We start from the raw sequence: 26,656 nt of genomic DNA, 5'->3' as shown, positions 1-26,656 counted from the left end.
CGTCCGGATCATGCCGGGCCGGACCCGAGGGGAAGGCCCCGGCCGTCCCGTTCCTCAGCTCTCCGCGAGCAGCTCGTCCGCGTCGACGATGCGGTAGGCGTACCCCTGCTCGGCCAGGAAGCGCTGGCGGTGTGCCGCGAAGTCCTGGTCGATGGTGTCGCGGGCGACGACCGAGTAGAACCGGGCCTCGTGCCCGTCGGCCTTCGGCCGCAGGACGCGGCCCAGCCGCTGGGCCTCCTCCTGCCGGGACCCGAAGGTGCCGGAGACCTGGATGGCGACGGTGGCCTCGGGCAGGTCGATGGAGAAGTTGGCGACCTTGGACACGACGAGAACGCTGATCTCCCCGTTCCGGAACGCGTCGAAGAGCTTCTCGCGCTGGGCGTTGGTGGTCTCGCCCTTGATGACCGGCGCGTCCAGGTGTTCGCCCAGCTCGTCGAGCTGGTCGATGTACTGCCCGATGACGAGGGTCTGCTCGCCCCGGTGCTTGCGCACGAGCGCCTCGGTCACCTTCCGCTTGGTGGCGGTGGTGGCGCAGAACCGGTACTTCTCCTCGGTCTCGGCGGTCGCGTAGGCGAGCCGCTCGGAGTCGGTGAGGTTGACGCGGACCTCGACGCAGTCGGCGGGCGCGATGTAGCCCTGCGCCTCGATCTCCTTCCACGGGGCGTCGAACCGCTTGGGCCCGATGAGCGAGAACACGTCCGACTCCCGCCCGTCCTCACGCACGAGGGTCGCGGTGAGCCCGAGCCGCCGCCGGGCCTGGAGGTCGGCGGTGAACTTGAAGACGGGCGCGGGCAGCAGGTGCACCTCGTCGTAGACGACGAGGCCCCAGTCACGGGAGTCGAAGAGCTCCAGGTGCGGGTAGACGCCCTTCCGCCGGGTGGTCAGCACCTGGTAGGTGGCGATGGTGACCGGCCGGATCTCCTTCTTCGTACCGCTGTACTCGCCGATCTCGTCCTCGGTGAGGGAGGTCCGCTTCACCAGCTCGTGCTTCCACTGCCGGGCGGAGACGGTGTTGGTGACGAGGATGAGCGTGGTGGCCTTCGCCTCGGCCATGGCACCGGCGCCGACGAGCGTCTTGCCCGCGCCGCAGGGCAGCACCACGACCCCCGACCCGCCGTGCCAGAAGCCCTCCACGGCCTGCTTCTGGTACGGCCGGAGCGCCCAGCCGTCCTCGGCCAGCTCGATCGGATGGGCCTCGCCGTCGACGTACCCCGCGAGGTCCTCGGCGGGCCACCCCAGCTTCAGCAGCGTCTGCTTGACCTGCCCGCGCTCCGAGGGGTGCACGGCCACGGTGTCCGGGTCGATCCGGGCCCCGACCAGCGGCTGGACCTTCTTCGACCGGAGGATCTCCTCCAGCACGGGCCGGTCGGTGGTGGTGAGCACGAGCCCGTGCACCGGGTGCTTGGACAGGGTGAGCCGCCCGTACCGCGCCATCGTCTCGGCGATGTCGACCAGGAGCGCGTGCGGTACGGGATACCGGGAGTACTCGACGAGCGCGTCGACGACCTGCTCGGCGTCGTGCCCGGCGGCGCGGGCGTTCCACAGCCCGAGCGGGGTGACCCGGTAGGTGTGGATGTGCTCGGGCGCACGCTCCAGCTCCGCGAACGGCGCGATGGCACGACGGCAGGCCTCGGCCAGCTCGTGGTCGACTTCGAGGAGCAGCGTCTTGTCGCTCTGGACGATGAGGGGTCCGGTCACGCGCTTCGGCCCTTTCTGCGGGGTACGGCCACGACTGCGGCCAAACGTCCAGTGTGCCGCATCCGGGGCCGGGACGGGATGGCCGATCGGGCGGGGGCCGGGGCCGTGGTCAGGGCCGGGGCCGGGGCCGGGCCTGGGGCCGCCGCCCGGTACACCCGCCTGATCCGGGCCGGCCGCCTCCGCACGGTCGGCCGTACGCCCTCGTCGACGGGCAGAGCCGCACCGGAACGCCGGAGAGTGTGCCGGCCCCGGTGTTCCCGTCACCAGGCAACTTCCGGTGGATGAGGGGCTGATACAAAGAGGTGGAGTGCCGGCAGGGGGCCGGTGCGGGGGAGGTCACGCGTGTCCCAGCCGTACGACGAGAAGCCGCCGGTGCCGCAGGGGCAGCAGCCCTTCGGCGCACCGCCGCCGATGCCGCCGGGGCCGCCGATCCCGCCGGGGCCGCCGGGGCCCGCGCAGCCCGGCTACGGCGCACCGCAGCAGCCGGTCGCCGGGAATCCGTACGCCCAGCCGGTGCAGGGCGCACAGCCGCAGGGGTACGGATACGGCGGCGGCCAGGAGCAGCCCCACGGCCCGTACGGGACCCCTGGGACCTCCGGGCCCCCTGGGGGCTTCGAGCCCGGAGGTTTCCCGCCGCCGCAGCCGGGGACGCCCGCCCCGCGGAAGAGGACGGGGCTCATCGCGATCGCCGCCGTGCTGGCCGTGGCGGTCATCGGCGGCGGGGTCTGGTTCGCCGTGGGGCGGGGGAGCGACAGCGGGAGCGACGACGCCAAGTCGCCGACGTCCGTGGGGACTCCCGGCGCGACCGGGTCCGCCGGAAGCACCGGGGAGACCCCGGAGGCGACGGACCCGACGACGGCCCCGTCCGATGAGCCGACCGCCTCACGGCCCGCCCGCTCGGACAACCCGCTCGTGCCCCAGCCCACCGGCACCGGGCTTCAGGCGGTGTGGAAGATGCCGGACTCCACGATGCTCGGGCTCGGCGAGGCGTACACCGACGAGCCCGCGAGGATCAACGCGATCCTCACTATCCGCGATGGCTTGGAGTGCGAGGGCCGGTGGCAGGAGGACGAGAGCGGCGACTTCCTGGAGATGGCTCTGCTGTGCGAGCAGGACGGAGTCCGGGTCGCGAGCAAGGACCGGGTGGGCAACCTGCGGCAGAACGGCGACACGTTGACCGTCACCTGGAAGAAGGGCGCCACGGGGACGGACACCTTCGAGCGGTTCTCGGACATGAACCCCGGCTGACGTCGGTACGGGGCCGGGGCCTCAGCCACCGCGCCGCTGCGGCCCGAACCGCACCGGGACGCCGGGGGAGTACAGCACGCTCATCGGCGCCCCGGCCGGCGCCGGCAGCCCGCCCGCCGTCACCAGGTCCTCGTCGCACTCCAGCAGCTCCGCCCGGTGGAGCGGCCACCGGGGGTGGACGTTGGGCAGATACGCGGTCCGCCCGAAGAGCGAGGTGTGCAGGGCCCACCGGGCGGTCAGGAAGTGTTCCAGCGGCGTGGGCCCGGCGATCGCGTCACCGGGCCGCAGCACGATCCTGCTCCTCGCCCCCCGCGGACCGGGCCACCGGCGCCTGCTCGTGTACGCGACGGTGCCGCCGGACCGCTCGAAGCCCATCCGGGACCACATGTACGGCAACCGGAGCGCGGCCCGCGCCACGAGGACCGGGATGAGCCGGGAGGCGTCCAGGGACCGGAAGACGACCCCGCGCCGCCCGTGGCCGTCGACGGTGTAGAGCCGGACGTTGGTCTCGGGGAAGGTCCCCAGATACGGAATCCCCGGCAGCCCGAGCACGCCCACCCGGTACATCCGGAACGCCACGAGCCCCACGTACGTCGTCGCCCCGTCGAAGGTGTCGGGCACGGTGCCGGGCGGCAACAGAGGCGCGACGTCCGCCGGGTCGGCCGCCCAGTGCAGGAACGCCAGATCCAGCCAGGACTGGGTGAGCAGCGGGGGCATCGGCCCGCCGGGCGGGCGCGGCGAGACCGGTTCGGGGGACACCGGGCCGGGAACGGGGCGGGGTGCGGGCATGCCCGCAGCATCGCAGACCGGGGCGGGAACGCTCGTGTGAGACGGCGGGAGCGGGCGATGTCCTGCTGCACGGTGACACATCCGTCAGGGTCCGGCCGATGATTGACACGGACGAGTGTCATCTCTATGCAATGTCGTTTCGCTGGCGCTATCGTCAGGCTATGACGATATGACCCTTGGAGCGACATCAATCGATGCTTGGAGAGGCTGGCCATGCTGCTGCGGTTCCAGGTCACGAATCACGCCTCGCTGCTGGACGAGCAGGAACTGTCCCTCATGGGCGCTGACCGGCACCCGGAGCGCGCGGAGTTCCCCTCGTCGGCCGCGGGCGAGTTCGCCGTCCCCGTTGCCGCGATCTACGGCACCAACGCCTCCGGAAAGTCCAACGTCATCGACTCCATCGGCTGGATGCGGACGGCGGTCCTCACCTCGTTCCGCCAGTGGGATCCCAGCGGAGGAGTCCCGCGACGTCCTTTCGCCCTCGGCCACGGAGCCTCCGGGCGACCCAGTTCCTTCGCGGTCGATTTCCTCGTCGGTGGGGTGCACCATCAGTTCGGCTTCTCGGTCGATGACGAGCGCGTCACCGAGGAATGGCTGTACTACTACCCCGAGGGGCGGCAACGTCGTCTGTACGAGCGCGGTGCTGATGATGTGGTCACCTTCGGGCGATGGCTCACCGGCCGAAGGAAGCTGATCGCCGAGCTGCTCCGGCCGAACAGCCTGTATCTGTCCGTTGCCGCAGCACAGGGACACGATCAGCTCGGTGAGATCTTCCGATGGTTCCGGTCCGGTCTGCGGATGGCCACCGACCACGACTTCCCCCAGCGTCTGGACCACACGGTCCGACTCTGTCTCGACGGCGCGGACGGCCGAAAGGGCCGACCGGTGCTCGACCTCCTCCGCTTCGCCGACCTCGGCGTGTCCGGCCTGGAGATCCAGGAATGGGACGAAAGCATCCGGGAGGACCACCAGCGGATCACCAAAGCGCTCCGTGATGCGCTGGGGGACAAGGTGCGTGTCCAGGAGGACGCCGAACAGCGGGTCAGGGTGGAGCACCGGACGGCCGAGGGCGTCTTCCCGCTGGATCTGGCGTACGAGTCGAGCGGCACGCGTACGTGGATCGGCCTCATCGGCCCGGTCATCACCACGCTTGCCGCGGGCGGGGTGCTCTGCGTGGACGAGCTGGACGCCAGACTGCACCCCTACCTGGTGGACGCTCTCGTCGGTATGTTCCAGTCGCCCGAGACGAACACCAGGGGGGCGCAGCTGGTCTTCAGTACCCACGAGGCGGCGTTGCTCGGGCGCAATGTACGCACCGAACTCTTCAGGGACCAGGTGTGGTTCACCGAGAAGGACCCGAGGACTCTGGCCACGAGGCTGTTTCCCCTGACCGAGTTCTCGGTGCGCAACTCGGCCGACAACCTGGAAAGGCGCTATCTGGGCGGGCGCTACGGGGCCGTGCCGCATCTGGACGACGACCTGCTGCGGGAAGTGACCGTGGCGTTCCGGCATGGGGGTGGGCGTGAAGCGGGGAAAGCCGCTGAAGAGGACGAAGGGCGCACGTCCGGAGCAGCGTAGATTTCTCATCTACTGCGAAGGGGAGCGCACCGAGAACCAGTACTTCAAAGGTCTCAGCGCGGATCTGCGGACTCTCCCCGTCGCCATTCGTCTCGGCGGCGAACACGGAGAGCCTCAGTCGCTGGTCCGTGCGGCGATCGAGCACAGGAAGCGCGCTCCGCGCTCCCCGGAGGATCGCCGTACGGCCTACGACGAGGTCTGGTGTGTGATCGATGTCGAAGCGCCGAGGCCGCACGACGGCTTGGACAGCGCGCTGGAGCTTGCCAGGCAGCATGGGATCGAGGTGGCGCTCACCAACCCCTGCTTCGAATTGTGGATCATGCTCCACTTTCACGACGTCACGGGATACAGGACGTCGGATCAAGCGCAGAAGGAGTTGGAGCGGCTCGGTGGCTGCGGATACGCGACCAGTCGAAAGCACCTGGTGTACGACACTCTGCGGGACGGCTTCGAGCAGGCGCGGAATCGTGCGGAGATGCTGAGATCACGGTCCTCGAAGGGCCACCGCCACAACCCGTGGACGGATGTCGACAGGCTGGTGGATCTGCTGAGAGCAGCCCGGCCCGCGTGAGGCCGAAGTGCGTTCAAGGCCCGCGCGGGTGCGGACCTCCTCCCTACCCCTCCCCGTCCTCCGCCAGCTCCGCCACCCCCGTGATCCGGTGCAGCGGATACGTGCGGACCTCGTCGGCCGTGTGGTCATAGGCCGTGACGAAGCCGCCCTCCACGCGGACCGGGGCGATCACGCGCTGGCTGGCCGCGCCGTCCGCGTTGACGTAGCCGATCCAGACCGTGGAGCCCGTCAGCGCGGCCGCCTGGACCGTGGCCAGGGTCTCGGCCGCGGTGGTGCGGGGGAGGGAGCCGGAGGGCGCGGTGGAGGAACCGCCCTCCGTCGGCTCCTTGCGGGCCACCGTGGCGGCCGTGTCGCCCGCGCGGATCGCCCGGACCGCCGCACCGAGGAGCGTGTCGTCCGGGACCGGCGGGCCCTCGGGGACCGGGACCGGAGGGGTGCGGGGCGGGGTGCGGCGGGCGCCCGCGCGGGTGATCAGGACATCGCCCTCCGCGGATTCGGCTGCCGGTGCGTAGCCCATGTCGCGCAGGGCTTCGAGGAGGGAGCCGGGGTCGGCCTGGGCGGCCAGGACCGTGGGGGCCAGGCGGCGCAGGCGCAGGCCCGAGGAGCGGCGGTCGGCCAGGATCTCGTTGAGGACCGCCTCGTCGTCGCAGCGTACGTACGCGGACGCCGCCCCGATCCGCAGGTGCCCGTGGCGGCGGGCCACGTCGTCGATGAGGTAGCTCAGCGGCTGCGGCACCGGCGTACGGCTGTGCGCGGCCAGGAACGCGTGCAGGTCCGCCGCCGCCTGCCCGGCGTCCAGGGCGCGGCGCACCGAACCGGGCGTGAAGCGGTACACCGTCGCCCCGCCCTTCGACTCCACGTCGGCCAGGACGGAGAGCATGTCCGCCAGCGGGCGTTCCAGCGGCCCCGGGGCCACCGCCGTCAGGTCGGCCTGGAGCAGGACGTGGTCCAGGGGGTCGGGGAGGAGGGGTGACAGAAGGGCCGCCGCCGTGTCCTCGTCCTGGTCCAGGAGCGCGCGGGTATGTGCCGCCAGCGCGCCCCGGCCCGTGATGCCCAGCAGCTCCGCCTCGTTGAGCGTCCACAGGGCCAGACGGGAGCGGAGGTCCGTGCCCTCCGCCGTCGGGGCCGAACCGCGCAACGGGCGTTCCCAGCGCAGCCGTCGCAGCAGCGACTCGGCCTCCGGCGCGGTGCCCGGCGGGAGTTCGGTGAACAGGGCCAGGACCCGTCGGCGTACGTCGGGGGCGGCCGAGCGGTCCAGCTCCGGGCCGAGCGCGGACAGGGCCCGGCCCTTGGCGTCCTGGCCGCCGACCAGGCCCGGGGTCCGGGTGGCGGCGAGCCACGCGGTGGACAGATGCGTCCAGCGGCCCTCGGCGGACAGGTCGAGCCACTCGTCGGACGCGGGCGTCGGCGCGTACCGTTCGTCGGTCTCCCCGTCGGAGGCCAGCAGCCCCGCGCCGTAGGCCAGTTCGATCCAGAACGCGGCGACCGGCTCGGTCACGTCCAGCGCCGTCGCGGCGCGCTTCAGCTCCCGTACGCTCAGGCCGCCCGCGCGCAGGACCGTGGGGCCGCCGCCGTCCCACAGCTTCAGCAGCTCCTCGACCGTGGACAGCGCCGTGAACGCCTGGCCCGCCGCCGCCCTGTCCACAGCCTGTGGATCGCGTTCCGCCGCCGCCACGACGGCCGGAGGGACCGGTTCCGGCACGCGGTGCGCGCGCCCGGCGCGCAGGTGGAGCGCCGCCTCGCGTGGCAGGACCACCGTCCGCGTCGACACCGGCAGGAGCAGTCCCCGGTCCCGTAGCCACTTCACGGGCGGGGTGGGGTTCGGGGTGACCTCCCCGTACGGCGGCCCCCACACCAGCCGGTCCAGCACCGACAGCGCCTCCACCGGCGCCGTGTCCAGCAGCTCCGCCATCCGCGTCCGGTCCGTGAACAGGGCGGACAGCGCGGCCACCGCCGAGACAGGATCGTGCGTCGGGGGCAGGCCCGTCGCCGCCAGGATCTCCTGGAGCCGGCCCGGCGACATGCCCGCCGTCGCCTCCGCGACCGTGGGGCCCAGGCCCGTGGGGGAGGGGTGCTGCGGGGACGGGGCGAGCAGTTCGCGGGCGGTGCGCACCAGCCGCAGCCGGTCGTCCTCGCCCCAGACCAGGGCCTGTTCGCGCAGCGTCGCCAGCGCGCCCGGCAGGGCGGCGGTGACCGCCGCGCCCACGTCGTCGCGCTGCTCGCCGTCGTCCAGTCCGTCGCCGGTGAGCAGGGCGAGCAGCGTGCCGTACGGGGCCGGGTCCGGCGCCACCGCCAGCGCCTCCGCCGTCTGCAGGGCGAACCGGTCCAGATGCTCCAGCGCGCGGACGACGGACGCCCGGGTACCGGCCCGCGTGGCGAGCTGGGTGATGTCGTTCGGCACCGGGTTGAGGAGGTCGGGGCGGGCACGCAGCAGCCCGGCCAGCGATGTGTCGCCCCGGGCGCGCAGGGCTTCGGCGAGCGTGCGCGGTGGTGTGGTCGTCCCCATCCGTCCCACGTTAGCCGCTGGAACGCTACCGTCGGGGCAGGGCCGGGTAGAGGGGACGCACCGCGTGGGGATCGAGAGCGACCAGCTCGTGCACGACTACCTGAGCCGGGTCGGCGACCTGGCTCAGCAGCAACAGCTCCCGTCGGGCGCCCGGATGAGGCTCGTCTCGACGCTGCGGGGCGAGATCGACCGCCGCCGCACCACGGAGGGCGCGGACTCCCCGGCGGCTGTGCGCCGCATCATCGGCAGGCTCGGCAGCCCCGACGAACTGGTCGCCGCGGCGGCGCGGTCCGGCGACGGAACGGTCCCGCTGCCGTCCGCCCCGAGCGGGACGGGCGGCGAGCCGCAGCGGCGGGGTGTGCCCCGGCCCCGCAGCGGGCTGCTGCGCAAGGAGCCCAAGGAATCCGGCCCTCACGGGGGCGAGGGGCGGGAGGCCACGGGCCCCCGGAAGCCGAAAGCCGGATTCGGGTGGGGCGCGTCGCGCCGCGCGCCGGAGGGGCGGACGGGTGGGGGTGCGGCGGCCGGTGGGGCGGGAGCCGTTCCCCCTGACGGTGGAGCCCTTGCGGACGGTGCCGCTTCCGCTGACGGTGCCGCATCCGCTGACGGTGCGGCCGCCGTGCCCCGTCCCGGGCCCTCCCCCGACGAGGCCCCTGCTGTCGGCGGCGCCTGGCCCGACCCCTCTGCCCCGCACATGCTCGGGCAGAGCGGGCAAGGGGGCGCGGACGACGCGACCGACTGGTGGCGCCTGGAGCGGGGGCCCTTCGACGAGGGGACGGCCGTCCCCGGGTTCTTCGGCGGCATCGAGGCCCCGGAGCTGCTCGGCAGGCGGCCCAGGGCCGTCGACATGGACAAGGAAGGCGCGAAGGACAAGGAGGGCGCGAAGGGCGAGGGGGACGGGAAGGACGGCACGGCAGGCGGCCCTGAAGGCACGGGCGGGGCGAAGGCCGGCCCGGCCGGGACCGGCGAAGGCGCCGCCCGCCGCCGCGCCCTGCGTCTCGTCAAGCTCCGCCGCCGCAAGCCCGTCCCCGTCGTCGTCGAACCCGTGGTCGCCGCTCCCGGCCCGCGCGGCGGCTTCGCCCACCCGCTGCTGCTCCTGGCCGCCGTCCTGCTCGTCGCCGGCGTGGTCACCGGGTCCTGGCTGCCGCTGGCGGGCGGCTGGCTCATCGCGTACAGCTCGCGCACCCTCTCCCGTACGGAGGCGAAGTGGGCGGCTCTCGGCCTCCCGGGCGTCGTCGCTGCCGGGGCCCTGGTGTGGGTGTGGGGGCGGATGGAGGGGCGCTGGGGCGAGCCGATCCGCGAGGGCGCGATGCGGGACGTCCTGCTGGAGGCCTGGCCGGTGGTCGTCCGGGTCGCCGCCGTCGCCTCCGCGCTCTACCTCGTGTGGCGGGCGCGCAGGCGGGCGTGACCGGGCGCCGGAGCGGGTTCCGGCCCTCGTGGTCGGCCGGATGTCCTCGGCGGATCCCCGCAGAACTCGGCGGGCCTCTGCGGAGTTCGGCGGGCCCCCACGGAACAACTCCGCGGGCCTCCGTGCGTCGGACCGGCCGCAGCGGTGATGGACCCGCCGTCGTGCCGAGCTGCGTACCGGCCGGAACGGTACCGGGCCCGCCGTCATGTCGTGCGGCGGATTCCGGCGAGCAGGGCGGCGACCATCCGCCGGGCGTCCGCCCGGTCGTAGTCGGGGCCGGTGATGCACAGGTTCCCGATGGCCCGCATCAGTGTGTACGCGGTGATGCCGGGGTCGGTCTCGCCGGCCTCGGCGCAGGCGTCGAGCAGCGTCGCGCAGGCCGGGACCAGCGTGTCGAGCATCAGGGCGTGCAGGTTCTCCAGCCCCGGGTCGCCGGACCCCAGGGCGGCGCCGAGACCGTGCTTGGTGACCAGGAACTCCACGAACGCGTCCGCCCAGCGGGTCAGGGCGGTGAACGGGGACGCCGATTCCGCCAGCAGCCGGGGCGCGAGCGCGCTGCAGGTGTCGATCTGGTGCCGGTAGACCGCGGTGACCAGGTCCGCCCGGGTGGGGAAGTGGCGGTAGACCGTTCCGACGCCCACATCGGCGCGCTCGGCGATGTCGCGGATCGGCGCCTGGACGCCCTGGTTCACGAAGACCGCGGCCGCGGCCGCCACCACGGCCTCGCGGGTGCGCTGTGCGCGGGCCTGGCGTACTCCGAGCGATTCCGGCACGGGCCGGTCCTCCTTCACGGGTCCTGCTGCACGATTCCTGCTTCACGAGTCCGGCCTGCGCGGACCCCTCCTTGCTCGCGGAACATTGTTCCGCTAATTTGGCGGAACAGCGTTCCGCGAAAGTGTGCGGGGCGGCTCACCTGCGGCAGAGCCGGCGGTTTCGCCCTGCCCGGGAAGCGGCGGCACGTCCCCCCCCCAGCGGCAGAGCGCCCAGGACAGAAGAGGCGGCGGCGCGCCCGAGCGAAGAAGAAGCAGCCGCACGCCCTACGGAAGAAAGTGGCTCCCCATGTCAGCTCAGTACCCGGACCGACGCATCGTCGCGGTCAAGCCGATCCCCGTGCCCGCCCCCGACCGTGGCGTGGACCTCCAGGTGAAGGTCACCGCCCCGCTGACCGGCCGGAACCTCCCCGTCATCGTGTTCTCGCACGGCAACGCGTGGTCCATGGACGGATACGAACCCCTCGTCGACCGGTGGGCCGCCGCCGGGTTCGTCGTCGTACAGCCCACCCACTTGGACTCCCGCCGCAACGGCATCGGGTGGGACGACCCGCGTTTCGCCACCGTCTGGCGCGTCCGGATATCCGACCTCCACGCCGTTCTGGACGGCCTGGGAGGCATCCTCGCCCAAGTGCCCGGCCTCGAGGACCGCGCCGACCTCGGCCGGGTCGCGGCCGTCGGCCACTCCTGGGGAGCGCAGACCGTCGGCACACTGCTCGGCGCGCGGGTGCTCGACGCCGACGGGGTACCGGGGGCCGACTTCACGCACCCCGCGGTCGCGGCCGGCGTCCTGATCGCCGCGACCGGAACGGGTGACTCCCTCACCCCGTTCGCGGTCGAGCATCTTCCGTTCATGCGGCCGGACTACTCCACGATGACCATGCCGGCCCTGGTCGTGGCGGGCGGCCGGGACCGGTCCCAGCTCTCCACCCGGGGGCCGGAGTGGTTCACCGACGCCTACCGGCTCGGCCCGTCCCCGAAGAGCCTGCTCACCATCGACGAGGGTGAGCACACCCTGGGCGGTCTCGCCGGGGAGAAGGTCGCCGAGACCACCGACGAGGACCCCGCCCGGGTCGCCCTCGTCGCCGACGCCGTCTCCGCGTACCTCCTCGACGCCCTCGGGCTCGACGCCTCGGAGTGGGCGGCCTTCGGGAAGGCCGCCGCCGCGGACGGCGCCGGCTGGGACGTCACCGGCAAGTGAGAGCGCCGGGGCGTCCCCGCCCGCGATACGTCAACCCGTCAGGCTCCGGTGGAGTTCGCCGAGGATCCTGTCGGCCGCGGTGTAGCCGATGCCCTGGATCCACAGCTGGTCGTCGACCGCGAAGACCCTGCCGTTCTTCACGGCGTCCATGTTCTTCCACAGGCCGCTGCCGGTGGTCGTCGTCTCCTTGGCCTTCTTCGGGTCGCCGTACGTCGAGTGGAAGACCACGTCCGCGTCCGCGAGGTCGATCCTCTCGGGGCTGACGTCGTAGGAGAACCCGTCCTTGGCCTGGTCGGTGATCGCGGGGCGGCCCAGCCCCACATCGGCCAGGATGGTGGCGATGTAGTTCTTCCTGCCGTAGATGCGGATGTCCGCTCCCTCGACGAAGCGGACCATGCTGACCTCGGTCGCGGCGGCCTTCTCCTCGCCGCCGAGCGCCTTCGTCACGTCCGCCACGTGGTCGGCGTAGCCGTCCGTGACCATCTCCGCCTCGGCCTGTTTGCCGAGGGCCTCCGCGTGGACCCGGAAGTTCTCCTTCCAGGGGTAGCCGGTGCTCTCCGTCATCACGGTCGGCGCGATCCTGGACAGCTCGGCGTACTTGTCGCCGTGCCGGATCTTGCTGGTGAGGATGAGGTCGGGCTTCAGACCGGCGATGGCCTCCAGGTTCGGGGTCATCATCTGCCCGACGTCCTCGATGCCCGCGACCTGGTTCTTCGGCAGGTAGTTCAGGAAGCCCGAGGCCACGTCCGCGTGGGTCGCGCCGACCGGCTTCACCCCGAGGGTGAGGGCCGAGTCCAGTTCGGCGGTGTCCAGGACGACCACCCGCCGGGGCGCCTTCGGGACCTTCACGTCGCCCATCGCCGTCTTCACCGTACGGGTGGCGTCGGAGGCGGGCGCGGAGTCGGAACCGGAGCCGCCGGACGAGCCGCAGGCGGCCAGGGTCAGCGCGGCGACGGTCATCAGGGACACGGCGGCCAGGGCGCGGGGGCGGAAGCTGCGCTGGGTCATGGTCGGAGGGCCTTTCCGGGAGTCGGAGCGGAGGCTGGGGCGGGACCGGAGGCAGAGGAGGAGGCGGAACCAGGGGCCTCCGAGGAAGCAGAGGCCGATGAGGGAGTGGAAGGCGACGAGGGAGCGGAAGGCGACGAGGACGTCGGCGCGGAGGGCGGCGACGAGGGAGCGGAAGATGACGAGGACGCCGGCGCGGAGGGCGGCGCAGGACTCCAGGGAGCGCCCGGGACGACCAGCGGCGAACCCGTCACCGGGTCCGGGACGATCACCGCCTCCAGGCCGAAGACCTCGCGGACGAGCTCGGCCGTGACGATGTCCCCGGGTGCGCCTTCCGCCACGATCCGGCCGTCCCTCATGGCGACGAGGCGGTCCGCGTACCGGGCGGCCTGGTTGAGGTCGTGCAGCACGGTGACGACGGTACGGCCCCGGGTGCCGTCCGCGGCGGGGGCCGCCAACTGGCGCACCAGGTCGAGGACTTCCACCTGGTGCGCGATGTCCAGGTACGTCGTCGGCTCGTCGAGCAGCAGCAGGTCCGTGTCCTGGGCCAGCGCCATCGCGATCCACACCCGCTGACGCTGACCGCCCGACAGCTCGTCCACCGCCCGGTCGGCCAGCGCCGTCACATCCGTACGGGCCATGGCGTCGGTCACCGCCCGCTCGTCCTCGTCCGACCACTGCTGCCACCAGCTCTGGTGCGGCTGCCGGCCCCGCGCGACCAGGTCGGAGACGGTGATCGCCTCGGGCGCCACCGGGGTCTGCGGGAGCAGTCCGATGGACCGGGCGATCTGCTTCGTGGGTATCCGCGCCAGCTCCGTACCGTCCAGCAGGACCGCCCCGCCGCGCGGCTTCAGCAGCCGGCCGAGCGCCCGCAGGGTGGTGGACTTGCCACAGGCGTTCGGGCCGACGATGACGGTGACCTGTCCGTCGGGCACGGTGAGGTCCAGTTCGTGGACCACGGTGCGGTCCTCGTACGCGAGGGTGAGGGAGCGCGCGGCCAGGCGGGAGCCCGGCTGCGCCGCGTCGTTCGTCGGGCTCATGCGGTGCCTCCACTGCGGCTACGGTGGCCGCGGATGATCAGCCAGATCAGATACGGGGCGCCGACCGCCGCCGTGAGGACGCCCACGGGCAGTTCGGTGGGCGAGAACAGCCTGCGAGCCAGCAGGTCGCCGAGGACGACGATCACGGCACCCAGCAACGCCGAGGACAGCAGGGGGATCTGCGCGGTCCGGGTCATCCGGCGGGCGATCTGCGGGGCGAGCAGCGCCACGAAGTCCACCGGGCCCGCCGTCCCCGTCGCCACGGACGCCAGGACCACGCCGAGGGCGACGAGCCCGAGCCGTACGCGCCCCAGGCGCACGCCCAGGCCGGTCGCCGTGTCGTCGTCCATCGAGACGGTGCGCTGCGCGCGGGCCGCCCAGGCGACGGCGGGCAGCAGCACCAGCAGCGTCCAGCCGATCGGGGCGGCCTCCGACCAGCCCCGCCCGTTCAGCGAACCGGTCATCCAGATCTGCGCCTGCTGGGCGACGAGGTAGTCGCCCTTGGTCAGGAACAGCGTGGTCACCGACCGCAGGGCGACGGCGAAGCCGATGCCGATGAGGACGAACCGGGTGGCGTGCAGGCCGCCGCGCCACGCGAAGACGTGGACGAGGGCCGCCGCGGCCACTCCGCCGATGACGGAGAGGTAGGGCAGGACGGTGTACGAGGTGATGCCGAAGGTCATCGCACCGACCGTGAGCGCGCTCGCGCCCTGGCTGATGCCGATGATGTCGGGGCTGGCCAGAGGGTTGCGGGCGACCGTCTGGATCAGCGCCCCGGCGATCCCGAACGCGGCGCCGACCAGCAGCCCGACGACCAGGCGCGGCAGCCGCAGCGTGCCCACGACCAGCTCGGCCGACGACGGCTGCCCGAGGATCACCTTCACGACCTCGCCGGGCGCGACGAAGCTCTCCCCGACGCAGAGGTAGGCGACGCAGACGGCGGCCAGGAAGACGGCCAGGGCCGCAGCCGCCACGGACGCCCTGCGGTGCAGCAGGAACCGGCCGCGCGGCCCGGCCTTCACGAGCACGTACCCGGCGGGCCGGACCCGCACGGATGCCGAGGCCGCCCCGGATATCGAAGCCGCTCCGGCCCCCGAGGCCGTCCCGGACATCGAGGTCTTCGCGGCCCCCGAGGTCGCCCCGGACTCCGAGGTCGCCCCGGATATCGAGGTCTCCCCGGCCCCCGAGCTCTCCTCGGCCTTCCCGGCCGTCCCGGCCTTCCGGTCCGTCCCGGCCTCCGAGGGCGTACGGGCGTCGTTCACGCGGGCACCGCTCCCCGGTGTACGGGTGCCGCTCATGCCGGCACCGCCTTCCGGCGCACCAGGGCGACCAGGAACGGCACCCCGATCAGCGCTGTCATCACACCCGCCGGTACCTCGCTCGGCGGGAACACGATCCGGCCGACGACGTCCGAGACGAGCAGCATCACCGGCCCGATCAGGGCCGCCATGGGCAGCACCCAGCGGTGGTCGCTGCCGACGACCGCGCGGGCGATGTGCGGGACGGCGAGCCCGATGAACGCGACCGGCCCGGCGGCGGCGACGCCGACCCCGGTCAGCACGGTCGCCCCGGCGCCGCCGACGATCCGGACCGCCGCGACGTTCTGACCGAGCCCCTTCGCCACGTCCTCGCCGAGCGCGAGCGCGTCCAGGCCGCGGGCGACGGCGAGCACGAGCACCGTGCCGACGAGGAGGAACGGCCACACCTGCTGCACGACGTCCGCCTGACGGCCCGCGATCGAACCGACCTGCCAGAAGCGGAACTCGTCCAGCGCCGACGCCTTCGTCGTGAGGATCCCCATCGTCACCGACACCAGCAGGGCGTTGATCGCCGCGCCGCCGAGTGCGAGCTTCACCGGGGTCGCGCCGCCGCGCCCCCGGGAGGCGATGGCGTACACGGCGACCGAGGCGACGCCCGCGCCCGCGAAGGCGAACCACACATAGCCGGTGAGCGTGTGGACCCCCGCGAACGCGATGGCCGTCACCACGGCCACCGAAGCGCCCTGGCTGATGCCGAGGATGCCGGGGTCGGCGATGGGGTTGCGGGTGATGCCCTGGAGCACCGTGCCCGCGAGCGCCAGTGCCGCGCCGACCATCAGCCCGACGAGCGTGCGCGGCACCCGCAGGGAGCGGATCACCTCGGCGGCGTCCGAGTGCCCGCCGTGCAGCAGGGCGTCGAGCACCTCGCCCGGCGGGATGGAGCGCGCGCCCACGGCGAGGCTCAGCAGGACGGCCAGCAGCAGGGCGACGACGGCCGCACCCGTCGCGGCCGCGCGTCGGGAGAGGCGGGGTGCGCGGGGCGCAACGGGCGCACCGGGCGGCGCGGCGGCCCGCACGGGCGCGGACGCTGACATGGGAACCAATCGGGTCGGACGCGGGGGACGAGCGGGCGGTACGGACCGGGCCGGTCCGGTAAGGCTTGGCTAAGTGCGCGCCTCAGTCTAGGCGGCGCGATGTCGCCGCCGACGGGGGCCGGTCGGCAGAATGGCGGGCATGGCTTCTCCCGTTCAGCACCCCGCCCACCGGCCCCTGACGGTCGGCTTCGACCTCGACATGACGCTCGTCGACTCCCGCCCCGGCATCGCCGCCGCCTACCGCGCCCTCGCCGCCGAGACGGGCGCGCGCATCGACGTCGATCTGGTGGTGAGCCGGATCGGCCCGCCGCTGGAGACGGAGCTCGCGCACTGGTTCCCGGCCGACAGGGTGCCGGCCGTCGCCGACCGCTACCGGGAGATCTACCCGGACCACGCGATAGCCCCGAGCACGGCGCTCGACGGGGCGCGGGAGGCGGTGGCGGCGGTCCGGGAGCTCGGCGGCCGGGCGGTCGTCGTCACGGCGAAGCACGAGCCGAACGCGAAACTGCACCTGGCCCACCTCGGCATCGAGCCGGACACGGTGATCGGCTCGCTGTGGGCGGAGGCCAAGGGCGAGGCCCTGCGCGAGCAGGGGGCCCAGGTGTACGTCGGCGACCACACCGGCGACGTGCGCGGGGCGCGGGTGGCCGGAGCACTGTCGCTCGGGGTGACGACGGGCCCGTGCGACGCGGCGGAGCTGCGGGCGGCGGGCGCGGACGTGGTGCTGGCGGACCTGACGGGCTTCCCGGCCTGGCTGGCCGCTTTCGAGGCCGGCCGGGCGGCGTAGGCGCCGGGGAGGCCCTGGATGTATGGATCACGAGCGTTCACCACGCTCGTGATCCGTACACCTAGGAGCCTGCGGCCCGCTTCGGCGAGTTCGCCCACGCCGAGCGGACCACGCCCGCTCCGGCGATCAGGAACCCGACGCCCATCAGCATGCAGACGCCGTACGCGATCGGCGGGAACGGGTCCGTACCGAGGAACAGCGGGGCGACGGTGACCAGTGTGGCCAGTGCGCCGACGAAGAAGACGATCGCGCCGACCTGAACGAGCCGGTCGCCTGCGCCTGAAGGAGTAGTACTCACGCGACCAGGGTAGTTCCCAGCCCGGAGGAACTCTCCGGCGGCGTCTTGTCACCGGCCGTAGGGCCATTAGCCTGGGACCGGGCGGGTCACGGTGACCCGCTGTATTGCTATCCGGTGCTTTTCGGAGCCGTTGTTCCGGCTCTCCCGCACACCGACGAGTACGAGGACGAGGACAGACGTGCCCACCGGCAAGGTCAAGTGGTTCAACAGCGAGAAGGGCTTCGGCTTTCTCTCCCGCGACGACGGCGGCGACGTCTTCGTCCACTCGTCGGTACTCCCTGCCGGAGTCGACGCGCTCAAGCCCGGCCAGCGCGTGGAATTCGGCGTGGTCGCGGGCCAGCGCGGCGACCAGGCCCTTTCCGTGGTGGTCCTCGACCCGACCCCGTCCGTCGCGGCCGCACAGCGCCGCAAGCCCGACGAGCTGGCATCGATCGTGCAGGACCTGACGACGGTCCTGGAGAACATCACGCCGCAGCTGGAGCGGGGCCGCTACCCGGACAAGGCCGCGGGCGCCAAGATCGCGGGCCTGCTGCGGGCGGTCGCCGACCAGCTCGACGTGTAGGGGCGCGACACGTGCACAGGGGCCTGACCCGGCCGGCCGGGTCAGGCCCGAAGCGCCGGGCCGGACCCGGCGCCCGCCCGTCGTTCAGGGAAACGCCAGCGCGTCCGGACCCAGCGGCGGTACCAGTCCCTCCGCCGCCGCGCGGGTGAGCAGGCCGCGGACCGCCGCGTAGCCGTCCTCGCCGAGGTCGGCGGTGAACTCGTTCACGTACAGCCCGATGTGCTGGTCCGCGACGGCCGGGTCCATCTCCTGGGCGTGCTCCAGGACGTACGGCCGGGAGACCTCCGGGTGGTCCCAGGCGAGGCGGACCGAGCTGCGGGCGGCGTCGGCCAGGCGGCGCAGGGTCTCCTCGCCCAGGGAGCGCTTGGCGATGATCGCGCCGAGGGGGATCGGGAGACCGGTGGTGTCCTCCCAGTGCCGGCCCAGGTCGGCCAGGTTGTGGAGCCCGAAGTTCCGGTACGTGAAGCGGGCCTCGTGGATGACCAGGCCGGCGTCCACCTTCCCGTCCCGTACGGCGGGCATGATCTCGTCGAACGGCATCACGACGACCTCGCCGACGCCGCCCGGCACCATCTCCGCCGCCCAGAGCCGGAACAGCAGGTACGCCGTCGAGCGCTCGCTCGGCACGGCGACGGTCCGGCCGGTCAGGTCGAGGCCCAGCTCCTTGCCGAGGACCAGCGGCCCGCAGCCCCGGCCCAGCGCCCCGCCGCACGGCAGCAGCGTGTACTCGTCCAGGACCCAGGGCAGGACCGCGTACGACACCTTCAGGACGTCCAGCTCACCGCGTTCGGCCATGCCGTTGGTGATGTCGATGTCGGCGAAGGTCACGTCCAGCGCGGGCGCGCCGGGGACCCGGCCGTGCGCCCAGGCGTCGAAGACGAAGGTGTCGTTGGGGCAGGGCGAGTAGGCGATCCGGAGCGCGTCCCCGGCCGGGCTGTCGCCGGCCGCGGTGCCGGTGTCGGTGTCGTGGGTCATGCCGGTTCAACCTTCCGGGTTCTCGTGGCTGTTCCAGACGTCCAGTACGGGCGCCGCCGCGCCGAACGCGTCCGTGAGCGCGGCCAGCGCGTCGCCGACGCGCCAGGCGTCCCGGTCGCGGGGGCCGACGGCGTTCGAGACGGCCCGCACCTCCAGTACGGGCACGCCGGCCCGGGCGGCGGCCTCCGCGACCCCGAAGCCCTCCATCGCCTCGGCCAGCGCCCCCGGGTGCGCGGCGAGCAGGGCGGCGGCGCGTTCGGCGCTGCCGGTCACGGTGGAGACGGTGAGCACGGGGCCGGCGGCCGCGCCGGTGGCGGCCGAGACCTCGCGTACCAGCGCGGGCGGCGGGGTGAAGCGGTCCCGGCCGAAGCCGAGCGCGGTGACCGGCAGGAAGCCCTCGGCGGTCTCCGCGCCCAGGTCGGCGGCGACGATGCCGTCCGCCACGATCAGCGAGCCGAGCGGGGTCACGGGGGTGAACGCCCCGCCGATCCCGGCCGAGACGACGAGCCCGTACGGCCCGGACGCCGACGCCAGGGCGAACGCGGTGGCCGCCGCGGCGGCGGCCGGTCCCGCACCGCCGGCCAGGACGTCGAAGGCGCCGCAGCGGTGCAGCTCGGCTCCCGGCAGCGTCAGGTGCTCCTCGGGGCCGCCGAACGCACGCGTGACCGCGTCCCGTTCCACCGGGACAGCGGTCACGACGAGCACACGCACGGATGTCAGCCTCAGAGTCGAGGACGGGGAGCGGAGGGACGAAACCCTGTCGGGGAGCCGTCCCGGTGGATCCGGGTCAGTTCTTGTTCTTGTTCTTGAACTCGAACTGCCAGATGCCCGTGAGCTTCTTGCCCTTGGTCTCCACGATGGAGACGGTCGTCTCCTCGGCGGTCTGGCCCGTCTGGCTGGCGAGGAACGCGTTTCCGGGGATCGTCCGGTACGTGTTCGTGTACGGCTCCTGCTCGGCCTGCTGGCCGTTGATGAAGAGCGTCCAGCCGTTGTCGGCGATCTCGGGGTCGACGCCGAAGCGGACCTTGTCGTCCATCGAGATCTCGACGACCTTGTCCGCCTTCTTGTTGAGGCAGCCCTGGATCAGCGATTCCTTGATCGCGTCGCCGTCGTTGTAACAGGCGGCCTCGGTGTTCACCGAGTCGCTGCCGACCGTCACGGTCGCGAGCGGCGTCGGCTTGTCGCAGGCGGACAGGACAAGGAGTCCCGCGGACACGGCACCAAGAGCGACGCCGATTCGACGGCCCTTACCGGAGAAGAACGCAACGGTCATGGGCCGAAGGCTATCGGTCGCCTCCGCTCACGCCACGCGGGGGTGCGGCGTGCCGCGCCGCGCGGCCCCCAGGAGGCCCCGTACGGAGGCGGCCGCCCCGAGCGCGAGGATGCCCGCGGCGACCGACATGCCGAGCACCGCGTTGAGCGGCAGGGCGATGCCGATACCGCCACCGACCACCCAGGCCATCTGGAGCAACGTCTCCGACCGGGCGAACGCGGACGTGCGGACCTCCTCGGGCACGTCCCGCTGGATCATCGCGTCGAGCGACAGCTTCGACAGGGCCTGGGTGAAGCCGGCGACCGCGCCGAGGGCCGCGACCAGCAGGGTGGAGAAGAACACCGCGGCGAGGACCGCCACACTCAGCGCCAGCGCCAGCACCGTCGCGACGATCACCTCGGGGCCGCGCGCCCGGAGCCAGGACCCCACCGCCGTACCGCAGGCGTTGCCGACCCCGGCCGCCACGCCGACGATGCCGAGCGAGACCGCCGCGCTCTGCCCCGCCAGCGGGTGCTCGCGCAGCAGGAACGCCAGGAAGAAGATGAGGAAGCCCGAGAGGGCCCGGTGCGCGGCGTTGGCCTGGAGCCCGTGCAGGACGGACCCGCCGACGGACCGCAGACCCGGTGGCCGCTCCTTGGCCGGCTTCTCCCCGTCGCCCGCCCTGGCGCCCCCGCGCAGCCCCGCCCGGGTGCTGCCCGACCGCCCCGGCGCCGTGCCGGGAGCGGGCCGGGAGGGCGCCCCGTCGTGGTGCGGGACGATCAGCCGCGCCCGCCGCTCGCCCTTCGCGGAGTCGACCTTGTGCGGCAGGCTGAAGGCGAGGAAGGTCCCGGCGACGAAGATCGCGCACGCCCCGTACAGCGGCCAGGCGGAGCCGATCATCTGGAGGCCGGCCCCGATCGGGGCCGCCACCCCGGTGGCCAGCAGCCCGGCCAGGGTGACCCGGGAATTGGCCTTCACCAGGGAGAAGTTCGGTGGCAGCAGCCGTGGCACGACCGCGCTGCGCACCACGCCGTACGCCTTCGACGAGACCAGGACGCCCAGCGCGGCCGGATACAGCTCCAGACCCCCGGTGGCGACCGCGCCCGACATGGTGATCGCCAGCAGGGCGCGGGCCAGCATCGCGCCCGCCATCGCGGCCCGGCGCCCGTGCGGCAGGCGGTCCAGCAGCGGGCCGATCACCGGGGCGAGGAGCGTGAAGGGAGCCATGGTGATGGCGAGGTAGAGGGCCACCCGGCCGCGCGCCTCGTCCGTGGGTACGGAGAAGAAGACCGTGGAGGCGAGCGCGACCGTGATCATGACGTCGCCCGCCCCGTTCACGGCGTGCAGCTCGATCAGCTTGCCGAGGCCGGACTCCCCCGCCCCGTGGGCGTGCGTCGCCTTGCGGATGGAGCGCGCCGTGCCGGTGAACGGGGCGCGCAGGGCACGGCCCGTCACCCGTCCCGCCCTGCGGAGCGGGCCGGGGCCGTCGTGCGACCGGGCGGCTGTCACCTCGTCATAGTGCCCCACCCCGGCCGGTTCGAACGGTGATCGGCCACGGACTCGCGCGGGATACCGGACACGGGGGTGACGCGTTGCCGGGCGAGCGTCGGCCGCCGCCGTACGGGGAGGTGTACCGGACGCCCACGGGACGCGTACCGGACGTGAACCGGACGCCCGCCGGTGGAGCGGGTGGCGCGTGCGGGGGAGCCGGCCGCGCGTGTGGGGGGCCGGCGGCGCGTGCCTGCGGGGAACGGATACGGCACGTTTGGGACGGGCAGGTGGGCGCGGGGCGGCGGAGAGGGTAGCGTGCGTAACGCGCCACCGGCGGTTGTTCTTGGCCGCGCGCCTCTCGGCGATCCCGCAGAATGGGTGGCAGAAGGCGCGCCCGAGGCAGGCACTACGGGTGTGGACGTCGACGCGGCCCCCAGGTCCGCTCCGCCCGCACCTGTCTGGCCGAAAACGGCAATCGTGCAGCAGCTGGCGCGCTCGTGAGACTGGCGTATGGAGAGAAGCGAAGACCTGTGAGTGCTGCGACGACCACGCGAAGCCGTACGACACGTGCGACCCGTACCCCTGTTCCCGACCGCCTGTGCGCCGAGGCGGTCGACCTTGCCCGCTCGGCCGCCGAGGAGGCCGCCGCGCCCGGTGTGGTCGGCGAGCACGTCGGTGTGGTCTCCGAGGGGGACCGGGTCGTCACGCACTTCTTCGAGGCCAAGGAGCCCGGTTACCGGGGCTGGCGCTGGGCCGTGACGGTGGCGCGGGCCTCCCGCGCGAAGAACGTCACCCTGGACGAGACGGTGCTGCTGCCGGGTGCGGACGCGCTCCTGGCGCCGGAGTGGGTGCCGTGGAGCGAGCGGCTGCGCCCCGGCGACATGGGGCCCGGGGACCTGCTGCCCACCGAGGCGGAGGACCTGCGCCTGGAGCCCGGCTGGACCGGCGAGGACGAGCCGCCGCCGAACTCCGTGGTCTCCGAGGAGCTGGCGGAGCTGGTCGACGCGGAGGACGCCGAGCTGACGGACCGGCCGGTGGCGGCGACCAGCCGGGGTTCCATCGCCGCCGTGGCGGAGGAGCTGGGTACGCGCCGGGCGCGGGTGCTGTCGCGGTACGGGCTGTACGAGGCGGCCGACCGCTGGGACGAGGCGTTCGGCCCGAAGACGCCGATGGCGCAGGCGGCCCCGGCGACCTGTGTCAGCTGCGCGTTCCTGATCCCGATGGCGGGCTCGCTGAAGCAGGCCTTCGGGGTGTGCGCGAACGAGTTCGGCCCGGCGGACGGGCACGTGGTGTCGCTGGCGTACGGCTGCGGCGGGCACTCGGAGGCCGCGGTGATGCCGAAGCCGGTCCGGCCCGCGGACCATGCCCTGGACACGATGCGGGTCGACGCGTACGCGCTGCGGCCGGAGCGGGGCGAGGGCTCCGTCCCCGCCGAGCCGGACGGCGCGTCGGAGGACCTCGGCCACTCCTGACGCTCCTGCCCGCCGAGGGACCGGGCCTGCGGCGCCCGGCAGCGCGGCGCGCCTGCGGTCCGCCCGGCCACCCGAGCTCTTCCGGCGTCGGGTGAGCACATCCAGCCTGGAACGGAACGCCGGACGGGCTCGACAGGGACCGCCGGTACGGGCCGGAGGACGCCGGGCGGGCGTGGACCGCCCGGGACGCCGGTACGGCGCGGGTGGGCGGGCGCGGTACCTTCGGGCGCACACGGGGCCGCACCGGCATACGCGGGCCACCCACAACGCGGACGGAGTCGAGAGCGTGAGCATGAAGGCGACCGAGGGGGCCGATCCGTTCGGGACGGCACGGCTGCGGCGCGGCGTGCTCGACGCGTGGGGCGCCGGGCCCGCCCGGTTCCGGGAGGACGCCAACGCCGAGGAGGACCTCGCGCTCGGCGGCTACCGCGACCGCCTCGTCGTCGAGCTGGCCCAGAACGCCGCCGACGCCGCGGCCCGCGCCGAGGTCCCCGGCCGGCTCCGCCTCACCCTGCACCCCGCCGCCCCCGGCGACCCGGACGCCCGCTGCGTGCTGGCCGCCGCCAACACCGGCGCCCCGCTCGACGCGACCGGCGTCGAGTCCCTGAGCACCCTGCGGGCCTCCGCCAAGCGCGAGGGGCACGAGTCCTCGGTGGGCCGCTTCGGCGTCGGGTTCGCCGCCGTGCTCGCGGTCAGCGACGAACCGGCGGTGCTCGGCCGCCACGGCGGCGTCCGCTGGTCGCTGGCCGAGGCGCGCGGCATGGCCCGCCAGGCGGCCGTCGGCTCCCCCGGGCTCGGGGACGAGCTGCGCCGCCGCGACGGACACGTACCGCTGCTGCGCCTGCCGCTGCCCGCCGAGGGCTCCGCGCCCGACGGGTACGACACCGTCGTCGTGCTGCCGCTGCGCGACGGCACCGCCGAGGACCTGGTGGCCCGGCTGCTGGCCGCCGTGGACGACGCGCTGCTGCTCACCCTGCCCGGCCTCGACGAGGTCGTCATCGAGACCCCGGACGGCACCCGGACCCTGAGCCGGTCGCAGCACGGCCCGTACACCCACGTCGACGACTCCGCGCGCGGCCTGAACCGCTGGCGCACCGTCCTGCACCACGGGCCCGTCGAGCCCGCCCTGCTCGCCGACCGCCCGGTCGAGGAGCGGCTGCGCCCGCACTGGTCGGTGACCTGGGCGGTCCCGGTCGACGAGTCCGGCGCCCCGCTCCACCCCCGTACGGCACCGGTCGTGCACGCCCCGACCCCCACCGACGAACCCCTCGGCATCCCCGCCCTGCTCATCGCCTCGCTCCCGCTGGACACCGCCCGCAGGCACCCCGCGCCGGGGCCGCTGACCGACTTCCTGGTGGAGCGGGCGGCCGACGCCTACGCGGAGCTGCTGGGCGCCTGGCGGCCCGTGTCGACCGGGACGATCGACCTGGTGCCGGGCCAGCTCGGCAAGGGCGCGCTGGACGGGGCCCTGCGCGGGGCGATCCTGGCCCGGCTGCCGAGGGTCGCGTTCCTGGAGCCCGCCGCACCCCGGGACCCCGGGGCGGAGAGCGGCTGGGGCGACGACTGGGACCGGGAGCAGGACCGGGACCGTACGGAGAACACCGCCGCCCTGCGGCCCGTCGAGGCCGAGGTCGTCGAGGGCGTCGGGGCCGGGACCGTGGCGGTCCTCGCCGAGGTGCTGCCCTGTCTGCTGCCGGCCGGTCTGGAGCGGCGCACCGAGCTGCGCACCCTCGGGGTCGCCCGGGTCCCGCTGACCGAGGCGATCGACCGCCTCGCCGGTCTGGAGCGCGACCCCGCCTGGTGGCACCGGCTCTACGACAGCCTCGCGGGCACCGACCCCGACCGGCTCACCGGCCTCCCCGTCCCGCTCGCCGGTGACCCGGAGGACGAGCGGGCGGGCCGCCCGCCGCGCACCACGATCGGGCCCCGCCAGATCCTGCTGCCCCTCCCGGACGCGCTGACCGCCCCCGTCCTGGGCCGTCTCTCCCGGCTCGGCCTGAAGGTCGCCCATCCGGACGCGGCCCATCCCCTGCTGGAGAAGCTGGGGGCCCTGCCCGCCACGCCCCGGGCCGTGCTGACGACCCCTCAGGTGCGTGCCGCGGTGGCCGGATCGCTGGACGCGGGGGAGATCTGGGACGAGGACGCGCTCGACGCCGACGAGCTGGCCGAGACCGTGCTCACCCTCGTCCGCGACGCCGAACTCGGCCCCGCCGACGAGCCGTGGCTCGGTGCGCTCGCCCTCCCCGACGAGGAGGGCGAGCCCGCCCCCGCCGGTGAACTGGTCCTGCCGGGGAGCCCGTTCGCGCAGATCATGCGGGAGGGGGAGCTCGCGCTCGTCGACCAGGAGCTGGCCGACCGCTGGGGCGAGGGCCCGCTGACCGCCTGCGGGGTCCTGGCGACCTTCGCTCTCGTCCGGGCCGCCGACGTCGTCCTCGACCCGGACGAACTGGAGCCCCGGGACGGCGACTTCGCCGAACCAGACGACGCGGGGCTGCTGGACGCCGTCGACGTCTGGTGCGAGGACCTGCTCGACCGGCTGCCCGGGACGCCCGTGCCGCCGGTCGCCACCGAGATCGTCGCCGTACGGGATCTGGACCTGGTCGACGACGACGCCTGGCCGCAGGCGCTGGCGATGCTGGCCCGGCCGCCGTTGCGCGACGCGCTGACGCAGCCGGTGCGCGTGCTGCTCCCGGACGGCACGACGCAGTCCGTGCGCCCGTACACCGCGTGGTGGCTGCGGGACCACCCGGTGCTGGACGGCCGCCGCCCGGCCGGACTGCGCTCGGCGGCCGGTGACCCGCTCCTGGCCGGGCTGTACGACGCGGTGGACGCGAGCGGCTTCGACGACGTCCAGGTGCTGCGGGCCCTCGGGGTGCGGACCTCGGTCGCCGCTCTCCTGGACGAGCCGGGCGGCGCGGCCGAACTCCTGGGCCGCCTCGCCGACGCGGACCGCCCCGTCACCCCCGTACAGCTGCACGCGCTCTACACGGCCCTCGCCGAACTGGACCCGGAACAGGTGACGTTGCCGGACGCGTTGCGCGCGGTGGTGGACGGCGGCGTCAGGGTGGTCGACGCCGCGGACGCCGTGATCGCGGACGCCCCGGACGTGCTGCCGCTGACGGCGGGCCTGCCGCTGCTCCCGGTCGCCCCGTCCCGGGCCGCCGAGCTGGCCGACCTGCTCCAGGTGCCCCGCCTCGGCGAGACGGTCGAGGCGGACGTCACCAGCGAGGGCGAGGAGCACCGCGTACCGGAGCCGGTCCGCGTCCTGCTCGGCCCCGCCACCCCCGACACGTACCTCGAACACCCCGAACTGCGCGCCGGCGGTGTCGAACTGGACTGGCGCCGCACCCCGGACGGGGTCGTCCACGCCGCCACCCTGGAGGGCGTGGCGGCGGGACTCGCCTGGGCGGCGGGCCAGTGGCCCCGTCGCTTCGAGGTGGCGGCCCTGCTGGAGGACCCGTCGCGGACGGAGGAGCTGGCGCGGGACCGCTGGTTCGACTGAGGGCGGGGCGCAGCCCGGGAGCGGCCGCGGGTTCACAGAAAAGTCACAGACACGCACAACCGTTCGTCCGATTCGCCTGTCTGTTCCTGTGAGCCAACAGGCTCATGGATCAGATGGGTCCCGCCGGGCCGACGCCGCAAGCGCGCCCCGGGA

The 26,656-nt window shown here is 73.9% G+C and carries 22 protein-coding genes; 9 read left to right on the top strand and 13 right to left on the bottom strand.

Features of this window, described 5'->3' with window-relative positions; genetic code table 11:
* Positions 1-54: 54 nt before the first annotated feature.
* Complete coding sequence (locus KME66_RS13975; RefSeq protein WP_073219509.1) at positions 55-1,698, bottom strand: DNA repair helicase XPB; 1,644 nt, start codon at positions 1,696-1,698, stop codon at positions 55-57.
* A 342-nt stretch (positions 1,699-2,040) separates the two neighbouring features.
* Between KME66_RS13975 and KME66_RS13970 the strand changes: the two genes are divergently transcribed.
* On the top strand, positions 2,041-2,946 hold the full coding sequence (locus KME66_RS13970; RefSeq protein WP_216322375.1) for a hypothetical protein: 906 nt from the start codon (positions 2,041-2,043) through the stop codon (positions 2,944-2,946).
* Between the two features lie 21 nt (positions 2,947-2,967).
* Here the strand turns inward: KME66_RS13970 and KME66_RS13965 are convergent, their stop codons facing one another.
* Entirely contained in the window at positions 2,968-3,735 is a 768-nt protein-coding gene (locus KME66_RS13965; protein WP_073219514.1) for a YqjF family protein, read from the bottom strand.
* 198 nt (positions 3,736-3,933) lie between these two features.
* Between KME66_RS13965 and KME66_RS13960 the strand changes: the two genes are divergently transcribed.
* Together KME66_RS13960 and KME66_RS13955 are read left to right on the top strand one after the other, a co-directional pair.
* Positions 3,934-5,313 carry an ATP/GTP-binding protein gene (locus tag KME66_RS13960; RefSeq protein WP_236726292.1) on the top strand — a complete coding sequence of 460 codons (1,380 nt, stop codon included), beginning with the start codon at positions 3,934-3,936 and terminating at the stop codon, positions 5,311-5,313.
* Complete coding sequence (locus KME66_RS13955) at positions 5,258-5,884, top strand: RloB family protein (protein WP_216322372.1); 627 nt, start codon at positions 5,258-5,260, stop codon at positions 5,882-5,884. The genes KME66_RS13960 and KME66_RS13955 overlap by 56 nt, the downstream gene beginning before the upstream one ends.
* Before the next feature lie 43 nt (positions 5,885-5,927).
* On the opposite strand, the gene KME66_RS13950 is transcribed toward KME66_RS13955, so the two are convergent.
* Positions 5,928-8,390 (bottom strand): helicase C-terminal domain-containing protein, encoded by a 2,463-nt coding sequence (locus KME66_RS13950; protein ID WP_216322369.1) that lies wholly within the window; start codon positions 8,388-8,390, stop codon positions 5,928-5,930.
* A 64-nt stretch (positions 8,391-8,454) separates the two neighbouring features.
* Between KME66_RS13950 and KME66_RS13945 the strand changes: the two genes are divergently transcribed.
* The gene (locus tag KME66_RS13945) at positions 8,455-9,795 is read left to right on the top strand and encodes a hypothetical protein (RefSeq protein WP_216322366.1); all 1,341 of its coding nucleotides are present in this window, start codon (positions 8,455-8,457) and stop codon (positions 9,793-9,795) included.
* Positions 9,796-9,998: 203 nt separating this feature from the next.
* On the opposite strand, the gene KME66_RS13940 is transcribed toward KME66_RS13945, so the two are convergent.
* Complete coding sequence (locus KME66_RS13940) at positions 9,999-10,568, bottom strand: TetR/AcrR family transcriptional regulator (RefSeq protein ID WP_216322363.1); 570 nt, start codon at positions 10,566-10,568, stop codon at positions 9,999-10,001.
* 286 nt (positions 10,569-10,854) lie between these two features.
* Here KME66_RS13940 and KME66_RS13935 point away from each other — a divergent pair, with 286 nt between their 5' ends.
* On the top strand, positions 10,855-11,766 hold the full coding sequence (locus KME66_RS13935) for an alpha/beta fold hydrolase (RefSeq protein WP_216322361.1): 912 nt from the start codon (positions 10,855-10,857) through the stop codon (positions 11,764-11,766).
* Positions 11,767-11,796: 30 nt separating this feature from the next.
* Here KME66_RS13935 and KME66_RS13930 read toward each other — a convergent pair whose 3' ends face one another.
* From KME66_RS13930 to KME66_RS13915, 4 genes are all read right to left on the bottom strand, one after another.
* Positions 11,797-12,774, bottom strand: a complete 978-nt coding sequence (locus tag KME66_RS13930; protein ID WP_216322358.1) for an ABC transporter substrate-binding protein — start codon at positions 12,772-12,774, stop codon at positions 11,797-11,799.
* Positions 12,771-13,811 (bottom strand): ABC transporter ATP-binding protein, encoded by a 1,041-nt coding sequence (locus KME66_RS13925; protein WP_216322355.1) that lies wholly within the window; start codon positions 13,809-13,811, stop codon positions 12,771-12,773. The genes KME66_RS13930 and KME66_RS13925 overlap by 4 nt, the downstream gene beginning before the upstream one ends.
* Positions 13,808-14,923 (bottom strand): iron chelate uptake ABC transporter family permease subunit, encoded by a 1,116-nt coding sequence (locus KME66_RS13920; RefSeq protein ID WP_216329331.1) that lies wholly within the window; start codon positions 14,921-14,923, stop codon positions 13,808-13,810. Before KME66_RS13920 ends, KME66_RS13925 begins: the two co-directional genes overlap by 4 nt.
* 182 nt (positions 14,924-15,105) lie before the next feature.
* Positions 15,106-16,164, bottom strand: coding sequence for an iron ABC transporter permease (locus KME66_RS13915; protein WP_216322352.1), 1,059 nt, complete (start codon positions 16,162-16,164; stop codon positions 15,106-15,108).
* Positions 16,165-16,303: 139 nt separating this feature from the next.
* Here KME66_RS13915 and KME66_RS13910 point away from each other — a divergent pair, with 139 nt between their 5' ends.
* Positions 16,304-16,951: an HAD family hydrolase gene (locus tag KME66_RS13910; protein ID WP_073219543.1), complete on the top strand. Its 648-nt coding sequence runs from the start codon at positions 16,304-16,306 to the stop codon at positions 16,949-16,951.
* A 61-nt stretch (positions 16,952-17,012) separates the two neighbouring features.
* Here KME66_RS13910 and KME66_RS13905 read toward each other — a convergent pair whose 3' ends face one another.
* Positions 17,013-17,249: a hypothetical protein gene (locus KME66_RS13905; protein WP_073219545.1), complete on the bottom strand. Its 237-nt coding sequence runs from the start codon at positions 17,247-17,249 to the stop codon at positions 17,013-17,015.
* A gap of 178 nt (positions 17,250-17,427) precedes the next feature.
* Between KME66_RS13905 and KME66_RS34410 the strand changes: the two genes are divergently transcribed.
* Entirely contained in the window at positions 17,428-17,811 is a 384-nt protein-coding gene (locus KME66_RS34410) for a cold-shock protein (RefSeq protein ID WP_006126557.1), read from the top strand.
* An 84-nt stretch (positions 17,812-17,895) separates the two neighbouring features.
* On the opposite strand, the gene KME66_RS13895 is transcribed toward KME66_RS34410, so the two are convergent.
* From KME66_RS13895 to KME66_RS13880, 4 genes are all read right to left on the bottom strand, one after another.
* Positions 17,896-18,786 (bottom strand): 1,4-dihydroxy-6-naphthoate synthase, encoded by an 891-nt coding sequence (locus tag KME66_RS13895; protein ID WP_216322348.1) that lies wholly within the window; start codon positions 18,784-18,786, stop codon positions 17,896-17,898.
* A 6-nt stretch (positions 18,787-18,792) separates the two neighbouring features.
* Positions 18,793-19,497, bottom strand: coding sequence for a futalosine hydrolase (locus tag KME66_RS13890; RefSeq protein WP_216322344.1), 705 nt, complete (start codon positions 19,495-19,497; stop codon positions 18,793-18,795).
* A gap of 76 nt (positions 19,498-19,573) precedes the next feature.
* Positions 19,574-20,059 (bottom strand): DUF2771 domain-containing protein, encoded by a 486-nt coding sequence (locus KME66_RS13885; protein ID WP_073219555.1) that lies wholly within the window; start codon positions 20,057-20,059, stop codon positions 19,574-19,576.
* A gap of 27 nt (positions 20,060-20,086) precedes the next feature.
* A complete protein-coding gene (locus KME66_RS13880) occupies positions 20,087-21,547 on the bottom strand; it encodes an MFS transporter (protein WP_216322342.1) in 1,461 nt (486 codons plus the stop codon).
* A 512-nt stretch (positions 21,548-22,059) separates the two neighbouring features.
* On the opposite strand from KME66_RS13880, the gene KME66_RS13875 reads away from it, so the two are divergent.
* Positions 22,060-23,001: a DUF3027 domain-containing protein gene (locus KME66_RS13875; RefSeq protein ID WP_253208328.1), complete on the top strand. Its 942-nt coding sequence runs from the start codon at positions 22,060-22,062 to the stop codon at positions 22,999-23,001.
* A gap of 292 nt (positions 23,002-23,293) precedes the next feature.
* Complete coding sequence (locus KME66_RS13870) at positions 23,294-26,503, top strand: molecular chaperone Hsp90 (protein ID WP_073219560.1); 3,210 nt, start codon at positions 23,294-23,296, stop codon at positions 26,501-26,503.
* Positions 26,504-26,656 lie beyond the last annotated feature (153 nt).

It is taken from the genome of Streptomyces sp. YPW6, assembly GCF_018866325.1.
Classification (GTDB): domain Bacteria; phylum Actinomycetota; class Actinomycetes; order Streptomycetales; family Streptomycetaceae; genus Streptomyces.
This window is presented reverse-complemented; position numbering and strand designations above follow the sequence as displayed.